The 9,278-nt window shown below is 46.5% G+C and carries 10 protein-coding genes and 1 tRNA gene; 10 read left to right on the top strand and 1 reads right to left on the bottom strand.

Annotated features, from left to right (window positions below; all coding sequences use genetic code 11):
- The 7 genes from RYL88_RS08960 to RYL88_RS08930 all read left to right on the top strand — a co-directional run.
- Nucleotides 1-632, top strand: a 632-nt coding sequence (locus tag RYL88_RS08960; protein ID WP_314990707.1) for a class I tRNA ligase family protein, incomplete at its 5' end; no start/stop codon positions are given.
- 118 nt (nt 633-750) lie between these two features.
- On the top strand, nt 751-1,737 hold the full coding sequence (locus tag RYL88_RS08955) for a diaminopimelate dehydrogenase (RefSeq protein WP_314990705.1): 987 nt from the start codon (nt 751-753) through the stop codon (nt 1,735-1,737).
- Nucleotides 1,738-1,780: 43 nt separating this feature from the next.
- A complete protein-coding gene (locus RYL88_RS08950; RefSeq protein WP_314990703.1) occupies nt 1,781-2,737 on the top strand; it encodes a methionine ABC transporter ATP-binding protein in 957 nt (318 codons plus the stop codon).
- Nucleotides 2,737-3,411 carry a methionine ABC transporter permease gene (locus tag RYL88_RS08945; protein WP_122862898.1) on the top strand — a complete coding sequence of 225 codons (675 nt, stop codon included), beginning with the start codon at nt 2,737-2,739 and terminating at the stop codon, nt 3,409-3,411. The genes RYL88_RS08950 and RYL88_RS08945 overlap by 1 nt, the downstream gene beginning before the upstream one ends.
- A gap of 257 nt (nt 3,412-3,668) precedes the next feature.
- Nucleotides 3,669-4,442, top strand: a complete 774-nt coding sequence (locus tag RYL88_RS08940) for a MetQ/NlpA family ABC transporter substrate-binding protein (protein ID WP_122873973.1) — start codon at nt 3,669-3,671, stop codon at nt 4,440-4,442.
- A 153-nt stretch (nt 4,443-4,595) separates the two neighbouring features.
- The gene (locus RYL88_RS08935; protein WP_314990700.1) at nt 4,596-5,369 is read left to right on the top strand and encodes a MetQ/NlpA family ABC transporter substrate-binding protein; all 774 of its coding nucleotides are present in this window, start codon (nt 4,596-4,598) and stop codon (nt 5,367-5,369) included.
- A gap of 191 nt (nt 5,370-5,560) precedes the next feature.
- On the top strand, nt 5,561-6,340 hold the full coding sequence (locus RYL88_RS08930) for a MetQ/NlpA family ABC transporter substrate-binding protein (protein ID WP_314990698.1): 780 nt from the start codon (nt 5,561-5,563) through the stop codon (nt 6,338-6,340).
- 306 nt (nt 6,341-6,646) lie between these two features.
- Here the strand turns inward: RYL88_RS08930 and RYL88_RS08925 are convergent.
- Nucleotides 6,647-6,723 (bottom strand) — tRNA-Arg (locus RYL88_RS08925).
- Between the two features lie 277 nt (nt 6,724-7,000).
- Here RYL88_RS08925 and RYL88_RS08920 point away from each other — a divergent pair.
- From RYL88_RS08920 to RYL88_RS08910, 3 genes are all read left to right on the top strand, one after another.
- Nucleotides 7,001-8,467, top strand: coding sequence for an acetyl-CoA carboxylase subunit A (locus RYL88_RS08920; RefSeq protein ID WP_314990696.1), 1,467 nt, complete (start codon nt 7,001-7,003; stop codon nt 8,465-8,467).
- Nucleotides 8,460-8,681, top strand: coding sequence for a hypothetical protein (locus RYL88_RS08915; protein ID WP_314990694.1), 222 nt, complete (start codon nt 8,460-8,462; stop codon nt 8,679-8,681). The genes RYL88_RS08920 and RYL88_RS08915 overlap by 8 nt, the downstream gene beginning before the upstream one ends.
- Nucleotides 8,675-9,278: arginyltransferase (locus RYL88_RS08910; RefSeq protein ID WP_314990693.1), on the top strand; the 604-nt coding region annotated here is incomplete at its 3' end. The genes RYL88_RS08915 and RYL88_RS08910, both read left to right, overlap by 7 nt.

Below are 9,278 nucleotides of genomic sequence, written 5' to 3'. Positions count from 1 at the left end.
GCATAAGGGAGCTTGGAGCGATATTTAAAGAGGCTATGAGGCTACTGAGTCCTTTTATGCCGTTTATCTCAGAATACCTTTTCCACGAGCTTAGCGGCTCAAATTTGCAAAGCGCGAGCTCGATCATGATAGAGGCGTATCCGCAGGCGAATGAGCGCGATTTGAAGATAGAAAAGACCTTTGAGCTGGTGATCGAAGCTATCGTCGCGATCCGCCGCGCAAAGGCGACCATCGAGCAAGGCAACTCAAAGATCGCAAAAGCCTTCATCAAGCTAAACGGAAACGAAAATTTGACCGAGGCGACAAACTACATCTCGCTACTAGCTAAATGCGAACAGATCGAGTTTTGCGACGCTAAAATCGAAAACGCCGCGCGCGACGTGAGCGAAAATTTAGAAGTCTTTGTACCGCTTGAAGGCGTGGATATGAGCGCTGTTATCATGCGACTGCGGTCGCAAAAAACCAAACTGGAAAAAGAGATAGCAAAGCTATCAAGCATGCTAAATAACGAGAAATTCGTAGCTTCCGCCCCGCAAGCCGTGGTCGAAGCCAACCGCGAAGGGCTAGCTAGCGCGACGCAAAAGCTAGAAAAGGTAGATAGCGAGCTAGCAAATTTGGGAGCGGTCGATTGATATTTTTTGGTTTTTGCGTTAGGACTTGGCAGATCCAAACGGTGCCTTGAGCGGTTAAATTTAAACTACGGCACACCGTTTAGTGCGCAAAAATTTAAAAAAATAAAAGGATAAAAAAATGAACGAAAAAATAAAAATAGCGGTTTTAGGATATGGAAATTTAGGTCGCGGCGTAGAGCTTGCCGCAAGGAATAGCAAGGATTTAGAGCTTTCGGCGGTTTTTAGCCGTAGAAACCCAAACGAAGTAAAAACATACGGAGCTCCGGTGTTTAGCGCGGATGAAATTTTATCGCACAAGGGCAAATTCGACGTTTTGGTGCTTTGCGGCGGTAGCGCGACGGATCTACCGATTCAGACGCCCGAGTTTGCGCTAAATTTTAACGTCGTAGATAGCTTCGATACGCACGCAAAAATCCCCGAGCACTTCGCCGCGGTGGATGCCGCAGCCAAAAAGGGCGGAAAAGTTGGCATCATCGCCGTTGGCTGGGATCCGGGTCTGTTTTCGCTAAATAGGCTATTTGGCGAGAGCGTACTGGAAAACGGCAGCAGTTATACGTTTTGGGGCAAAGGCGTGAGCCAAGGCCACTCAGACGCTATCCGCAGGATCGAGGGCGTCGTGGACGCGCGCCAATACACCGTGCCGATAGAAAGCGCCTTAGAGCGAGTCCGTGCGGGTAAAAACCCAAAACTTAGCACGCGCGAAAAACACCTGCGCGAGTGCTACGTCGTAGCCGAAGAGGGCGCCGATAAAGCGCGCATAGAAAAAGAGATAAAAACGATGCCCAATTACTTTGCCGACTACGATACGAGCGTGCATTTCGTAAGTCTTGAAACGCTTAAAAATGAGCACGGCGGCATCCCTCACGGAGGGTTTGTCCTACGAAGCGGAGCGACGGGCGAGCGCGCAGAAAATAAACACTTGATTGAGTTTTTGCTAAAGCTTGACTCAAATCCCGAATTTACAGCTAGCGTGCTCGTAGCCTACGCCCGCGCGGCGTATCGTCTGGCGCAAAGGGGCAAGTGCGGCGCGTTTAGCGTGTTTGACATCGCTCCAGCACTTCTTTCGCCAAAGAGCGCAGATGAGCTAAGGCGCGAAATTTTATAAATTTTAGTAGCGCTTCGGCGGAATTACGAACGAGGAAATTTGAGTGATAAAGATAGAAAATTTAAAGAAATTTTACGGAGCGACGCAGATCATAGACGGCGTCAGCCTAACCGTAGAAAAAGGCGAAATTTTCGCTATCGTAGGCCACAGCGGCGCGGGCAAATCCACCCTGCTTCGCTGCATAAACGGCCTAGAGGACTATCAAGGCGGCAGCCTAAAGGTGTTTGACAAAGAAATCTCGGCGCTAAAAGACAAAGAGCTAAGAGAGCTTAGGAAAGACGTGGGGATGATATTTCAGCACTTTGCGCTGATGGCGAGGAAAACGGCGTTTGAAAACGTCGCGACTCCGCTTAAATTTTGGGGCTACTCAGACGGCGAAATCAAAAAAAGAGTGAGCGAGCTGCTAGAGCTAGTCGGCCTTGCAAACAAAGCCGCAAGCTACCCCGGCGAGCTAAGCGGCGGACAAAAGCAGCGCGTCGCTATCGCCCGCGCCCTTGCGCTAAGTCCAAAAATTTTACTCTCCGACGAGGCGACCTCGGCGCTTGATCCAAATACGACGAATTCGATACTAGAGCTTTTAAAACAGATCAATCAAACGCTAAATATCAGCGTCGTTTTGGTCACGCACGAGATGGAGGTCGTAAAAAGCATCGCGCGCCGCGCAGTGCTGCTAGAAAGCGGCAAGATAATCGGTAGCGGCACGATCGAGGAGCTATTTTTAAAGCCAGATGAAAAGATGAAGGAATTCCTCGGCGAGGATGAAATTTTACCGAGCGAGGGCGTAAATATCAGGCTCTTTTTCCCAAAAGAAGTCGCTCAAAACAGCGTCATCACGCATATGGCGCGCACGCTAGACATAGACTTTAACATAGTCTGGGGCAAGCTAGAAAAGCTAAACGAAAACGTGCTAGGCTCGCTCGTCATCAACGTCGATGCTAAAGACGAAGCGCGCGTGACCGAGTATATTAAGCAAAGCGGCGTATTATGGGAGGTGGCGTGATGTTTGGCATAGATTTTTCTAAATTTCCCGACGTTTTCGAGCGCATTTTGCTCCCGGCCATCGGCGAGACGCTTTATATGAGCGTGGTTTCGACGCTTTTAGCGTTTTTGATAGGCCTAGTGCCGGCTATCTTGCTAGTCCTTTCGGCAAAGGACGGCCTAAAGCCGAACAAACCGCTATTTATCGCGCTTGATATCACGGTAAATACGCTAAGAAGCTTTCCGTTTATCATCCTCATCATCGTGCTTTTCCCGCTCACGCGCCTGATCGTGGGCACCAGTATCGGCACTACCGCGGCTATCGTTCCGCTTACTATCGGCGCGGCGCCGTTTATCGCTAGACTCATAGAAAGCGCGCTAAAAGAGGTCGATAAAGGCATCATCGAGGCCGCCAGAAGCTTCGGTAGCTCAAATTTTCAGATTATATTTAAGGTGATGTTCGTAGAGGCGCTACCCGGTATCGTGGCTTCTATCACGCTCACGCTTATCGTTATTATCGGCTTTTCGGCGATGGCGGGCGCGGTCGGCGGCGGCGGACTGGGATCTGTTGCGATAAACTACGGCTACCAGAGATTTCGCCCCGATATCATGCTCTATACCGTCGTGATCTTAATCATAATGGTTCAAATTTTCCAATCATTAGGAAATTTTATTTATAAGATCACAAAGAAATGATTTTTTACGTCTGATTTTATTTTCTTTTAAACTTTTTTTGCATAAAATCCCGAAATTAATTTTACAAAGAAAGGATAGAAAATGAAATCAGATATGTGCGAAATACGTCGCTTCACTGAACTTAAGTCGTCGAAAGACTAACGCTAAGCGCAAATTTCTTTTTAAGCGCTTAGTTTCGCTAAGCATTTAAAAAGAAATTTAAGCCTCCGCTCATATCCTTTTTTTAAATGCTAGCCAAATTTTAAAAAGGATATAAAATGAAAAATCTACTCAAATACTCTCTAGTCGCTCTAAGCCTAACGGTCGCCGCAAATGCCGCCGAGAAAATCGTCGTAGGCGCTACGCCGGTTCCGCATGCTGAAATTTTAGAAGTCGTAAAACCTATCCTTGCAAAAGACGGCTTTACTCTTGAGATCAAAGAATTTAACGACTACTCTACTCCAAATTTAGCCACCGAGGACGGCGATCTAGACGCTAACTACTTCCAGCACCTGCCGTATCTTGAGGAATTTAACAAAAACAAAGGCACTCATCTAGTTAAAACGGTTGGCGTTCACCTCGAGCCTATGGGCGTTTACTCTAAAAAGATAAAAGATATCAAAGAGCTAAAAGACGGTAGCACCGTAGCGATACCAAACGATCCAACAAACGAGAGCCGCGCGCTTGACGTGCTAGCTAGCGCAGGTCTTATCAAGCTAAACGACAACCCTCTAAAAACTCCGCTTGATATCACGGAAAACCCGAAAAAGCTAAAATTTGAAGAGATCGAGACCGCTCAAGTTCCTCGTACGCTAGATGACGTCGCCATCGCCGTTATCAACACGAACTACGCTCTAAACGCCAACCTAAACCCGACCAAAGACGCACTCGTGCTTGAGAGCAAAGATAGCCCGTACACCAACTACGTCGTGGTCAAAGTCGGCAATGAAAACAGCCCGAAAATCAAAGCTCTAGACAAAGCCGTCACGAGCCCGGAGGTAAAGAAATTTATCGAGGAAAAATATAAAGGCGCGATAATCCCGACGTTTTAATAAAATTTAGCCCCGCCCGCTCAAATTTAGCGGCGCAGGTAAAATTAACAAAACGATGAATCCAAATTTAGTTTAGAGACCGCTCTTAAAATAAAACGGCGTAAAAGCTTTTACCTTTTTAGCGCCGTTTTTTTATCAAAAAAAGGAATAATAATGCAATTTTCAAAAATACTTCTTGGCGCGCTTTTAGCTAGCGGCCTGTATGCTGGCGACAAAACCATCACCGTAGGCGCATCTCCCGTGCCTCACGCCGAGATTTTAGAAGAGGTCGTAAAGCCGATCCTAGAAAAAGAGGGCTACAAGCTCGACGTCAAAATCTTTAACGACTACGTGATCCCAAACATCGCCGTCGAAAACGGCGAACTCGATGCCAACTACTTCCAAGGCCTGCCGTATATGAAGTCGTTTAACAAAGACAAAGGCACTCACATCGTGCCGACTGTTGGCGTTCACATCGAGCCTATGGGCGCGTATTCTAAAAAGATAAAAAGCCTAGACGAGCTAAAAGACGGCGATATCATCGCTATCTCAAACAATGCTGCAGACTCGACGCGCTCGATAAATTTGCTCGAAAAAGCAGGCATAATCAAAGCCAAAGAGGGCGAATACAAATCCCCGCTAGATATCATAGAAAATCCGAAAAATCTCAAATTTAAAGAGATGGAGTCCGCGCAGACGCCCCGCTCTCTCGATGACGTCGCACTAGCGTTTATCAACGTAAATTACGCCCTGGACGTAGGCCTCAAACCGACCAAAGACGCGCTAATCCTCGAGGATAAAGATAGCCCGTACACCAACTACGTAGCGACCAAGGCCGGCAACGAAAATAATCCGAAAATCAAGGCTCTAGATAAAGCGATACTAACTCCAGAGGTTAAAGACTTTATTATTAAGCGCTACCAAGGCGCGGTGATACCGAGCTTCTGATCGCGTCAAATTTGACTGATTTGCCATCGTAAAATTTAGTTTTTAAAATCGCAATAGGCGCTTTTTGTTTAAATTTTAGGGCTCAAATTTAAAAAAATAAAAAATAGTCGGGAAAAATCTCCAAAAATAAAACGGCGTAAAAGCTTTTACCTTTTTAGCGCCGTTTTAAAAAATAAAAAAGGAAAATATCAATGAAAGTTTTTAAAATTTTAGCAAGTTTGGCGCTAGCCTTTAACCTCTATGCAGCAGATAAAGATCACACTATCGTAGTAGCCGTCTCGCCCGTGCCTCACGCAGAGATCATGGAGTTTATCAAACCCATCCTAGCAAAAGAGGGCTACGATCTAGTCATCAAGGAGATAAATGATTATTCGATACCGAATTTAGCAACGCAAGACGGCGATTTGGACGCAAATTTCTTTCAGCACTGGCCGTATCTAAAAAATCATAATGAAACAAAAGGCACGACTCTGATAACCGCCGCGGCGATACATCTTGAGCCGCTGGGCTTTTACTCAAAAAAGATAAAGAGCCTAAGCGAGCTAAAAGACGGCGCTAAAGTCGCGATCGCCTACGACCCGACTAACGGCAACAGAGCGCTAAATATCCTACAAAAAGCAGGCCTCATCGAGCTAGATAAAAGCGCTGAGCTAGCCACGCCAAAAGACATCGTGAAAAATCCAAAACATCTAAATTTCGTCGAGCTTGAGGGCGCGCAGATACCTCGCACGCTAGATGAAGTCGACCTTGCGGCTATAAGCACGAATTTCGTCCTTGATATCGGTATGAATCCTAAAAAGGACTCACTAGCCATCGAAGGCACCGAAAGCCCGTACGCCAACATCATCGCGGTCAAAGCGGGCAATGAAAATAGCCCGAAAATCAAAGCTCTCGTTAAAGCCGCAACTAGCCCTGAAACAAAGGAGTTTATCCTAAAAAGATACGACGGAGCGATCCTGCCCGTGTTTTGATTTAGCCGGCTCAAGGCCGGCTTTTATAGGATTAATCATGCACGATATCCAGTAAGCCCTAAAAGCGAAAAATTTTTCTTATTCATAATCCATGCGTATAGCAGGCTTTTTAAAAACTTAAGCAAAATGTCTATGCTTTATTAGATATTAAAATACTGTCCAAAACTGAAATAACTTTAGATTTTTCCGTCACGCTTTTCTCTAATAGAATATAAAATATGGTTGCGCGCAAAATTAGAATTATTTAAAGCTAAGTTAAATGTAAATACTTGCAATATAGAGAATTTATTGTTTTTAGAGATGTAGTGGTGCGCTCGAAGGAATTCGAATCCCTGACCTTTTGAACCGCAATCAAATGCTCTATCCAGCTGAGCTACGAGCGCACTTTAAAAGAAATGTGAAGTATAACCAAAGGTTTCTTAAAACTTTCATAAATTTTGACGCATTTACAAAAATTTCATCTTTTCGCTTATTTTATTAAGTTAAATTTACCGCAAGTATATAAAATTTCAAATTTATGCGCCAAATTTGCCGCATTTAATCGTCTATAAAAAATCTTTATGTTATCTTACGCCATAAATATAACATAAAGAAAGAATTTCAAGCATCAGCAAGCAAAAAAGAGTAAAATTTGAAAAACGGTAAAGAAATGAAAGCCAAGTGATACATAAAATTTTGATCGCAAACCGCGGAGAGATCGCCGTTCGCGTGATCCGCGCCTGCAAAGATCTACACATCAAAAACGTCGCTATCTACACCAAGCCCGACCAAGACTGCTTGCACGTCAAAATAGCCGACGAGGCCTACCAGATCGGCATCGACCCGATCAAGGGCTACCTAGACGCCAAGCGCATAGTCGAGGTCGCAAAAGCATGCGGCGCAGACGCGATACACCCGGGCTACGGATTTTTGAGCGAAAACTACGAATTTGCCAAAGAGGTCGAGGATGCTGGGCTGGTTTTCATCGGACCTACCGCCGACGTCATCCGCAAAATGGGCAATAAAAATATCGCTCGCTACCTGATGAATAAAAACGGTATCCCTATCGTGCCGGGCACCGAAAAGCTAAACAACGAAACGATAGAAAACATCAAACTATTCGCCGAGCGCATCGGCTATCCGGTCATCCTAAAAGCTAGCGGCGGCGGCGGCGGACGCGGCATCCGAGTGGTATGGAAGGAAGAAGAGCTAGAGTCTAGCTTTGAAAGCTGCAAGCGCGAGGCTAAGGCGTTTTTTAACAACGACGAAGTTTTCATGGAAAAGTACGTCGTAAATCCGCGCCACATCGAGTTTCAAATTTTAGGCGACAAATACGGCAACATCATCCACCTAGCCGAGCGCGACTGCTCGATCCAGCGCCGCCACCAAAAGATCCTCGAAATAGCGCCTAGCCCCACTATGAGCGAAAGCCTGCGAAAGAGTATGGGCGTGACCGCAGTCGCAGCGGCAAAGGCCGTAAACTACACCAACGCCGGCACGATCGAGTTTTTGCTCGATGATTACAACAACTTTTATTTTATGGAGATGAACACCCGTATCCAGGTCGAGCACGGCGTGACCGAGGAGATCACGGGCGTGGATCTCATCGTGCGCCAGATCCGCATCGCTGCGGGCGAAATCCTAGACATGGAGCAAAGCGACGTCATCACGCAAGGCTTTGCGATCGAGGCGCGTATCACCGCCGAGGACGCATGGCAAAATTTCATCCCGAGCCCGGGCGAGATCAGCGGCTACTACCCTGCTCTAGGCCCTTCCGTGCGCGTAGATAGCCATCTATATAAAGACTATCAGATACCGCCGTTTTACGATAGCTTGCTAGCTAAGCTCATCGTGCGCGCGCCTAGCTACGATCTAGCCGTAAATAAACTAAAACGCGCGCTGGATGAGTTTACCATCGAAGGTAGCGTCAAAACTACGATCCCGTTTTTGCTTAGCATCAGCAAGGAGCGCGACTTTAGGCGAGGATTTTTCGACACATCCTACGTCGAAAACAAGATGCCTACGTTGCTAGAAAAAATGAAAACCAAAGACAACGAGGACAACGAAGAGGTGATCGCAGCCATCGCCGCAGCGATACAAAGAGTAAAAGACGCTAGGAAATTTAAAGAGGAGCACGCGGATGAATGATTTTTTCGATAGCTTAAAGGATATAAAAAAAGAGCTGCAAAAGGAGCAAAACGCAAATTTGAGCTCAAATTTAGTCGCCAAAAATGCCGCAAAGCAAAATTTAAAGCCCGAGCCAAAAACCTTCAGCAAAGAAGAAGCCATCGCGCACAAAGAGCAAATTTTACGCGATGAGTTTCTAGCCTACGTCAAGGACGCGGATATCAAAAAGTGCTAGTCGTGCCGTTTTCCACCCTGCCTAGCCCCTGCCCCTACCTCAAGGACAGGGACTCGCGCATGGAGTATCGCTACATAGACGGCTGCGACTTTGCCGTAAACGACGCTCTAGCTAGGCGCGGTTTTAGGCGCTTTGGCAAATATTTCTCCAAGCCAAACTGCGCGGGTTGCCGCGAGTGCGTAAATATCAGGGTCGATGCGCTAAATTTTAAATTTAGCAAATCCGCCCGCCGCACTATACGCAAAAACGAAAACACCAAAATCATCCTCACAAAGCCGCTCATAGACGACGCGCACGTGGCGCTATACAAAAAATACCATAAATTTATGCAGCAAAAGCGCGAGTGGAAGTACTACGAGCTGGACTTCCGCCGCTACTACGAGCTCTACGTCGCCGGGCACGCGGAGTTTGGCAAGGAGATTGCGTATTTTGCAGGCGGCAGGCTCATCGGCGTCGATCTAGTCGACATCCTTAGCGACGGCATCTCGGCTGTTTATTGCTATTACGACCCGGATTTTGCGGATCTTAGCATCGGCAGATACTCGCTCTATCAGCAAATTTTACTAGCTAGGCAGCTAAATTTGCGCTGGATATATC

This window comes from uncultured Campylobacter sp., assembly GCF_963517995.1.
Taxonomy (GTDB): Bacteria; Campylobacterota; Campylobacteria; order Campylobacterales; family Campylobacteraceae; genus Campylobacter_A.
Note: the sequence above shows the minus strand (reverse complement) of the source record. Positions and strands in the feature narration are given on the sequence as shown.

Bases quoted from the DNA above. Each gene is read 5' to 3' on its own strand.
- RYL88_RS08955 (WP_314990705.1), top strand. From the start codon at position 751: ATGAACGAAAAAATAAAAATAGCGGTTTTAGGATATGGAAATTTAGGT.
- RYL88_RS08945 (WP_122862898.1), top strand. From the start codon at position 2,737: ATGTTTGGCATAGATTTTTCTAAATTTCCCGACGTTTTCGAGCGCATT.
- RYL88_RS08940 (WP_122873973.1), top strand. From the start codon at position 3,669: ATGAAAAATCTACTCAAATACTCTCTAGTCGCTCTAAGCCTAACGGTC.
- RYL88_RS08935 (WP_314990700.1), top strand. From the start codon at position 4,596: ATGCAATTTTCAAAAATACTTCTTGGCGCGCTTTTAGCTAGCGGCCTG.
- RYL88_RS08930 (WP_314990698.1), top strand. From the start codon at position 5,561: ATGAAAGTTTTTAAAATTTTAGCAAGTTTGGCGCTAGCCTTTAACCTC.
- RYL88_RS08915 (WP_314990694.1), top strand. From the start codon at position 8,460: ATGAATGATTTTTTCGATAGCTTAAAGGATATAAAAAAAGAGCTGCAA.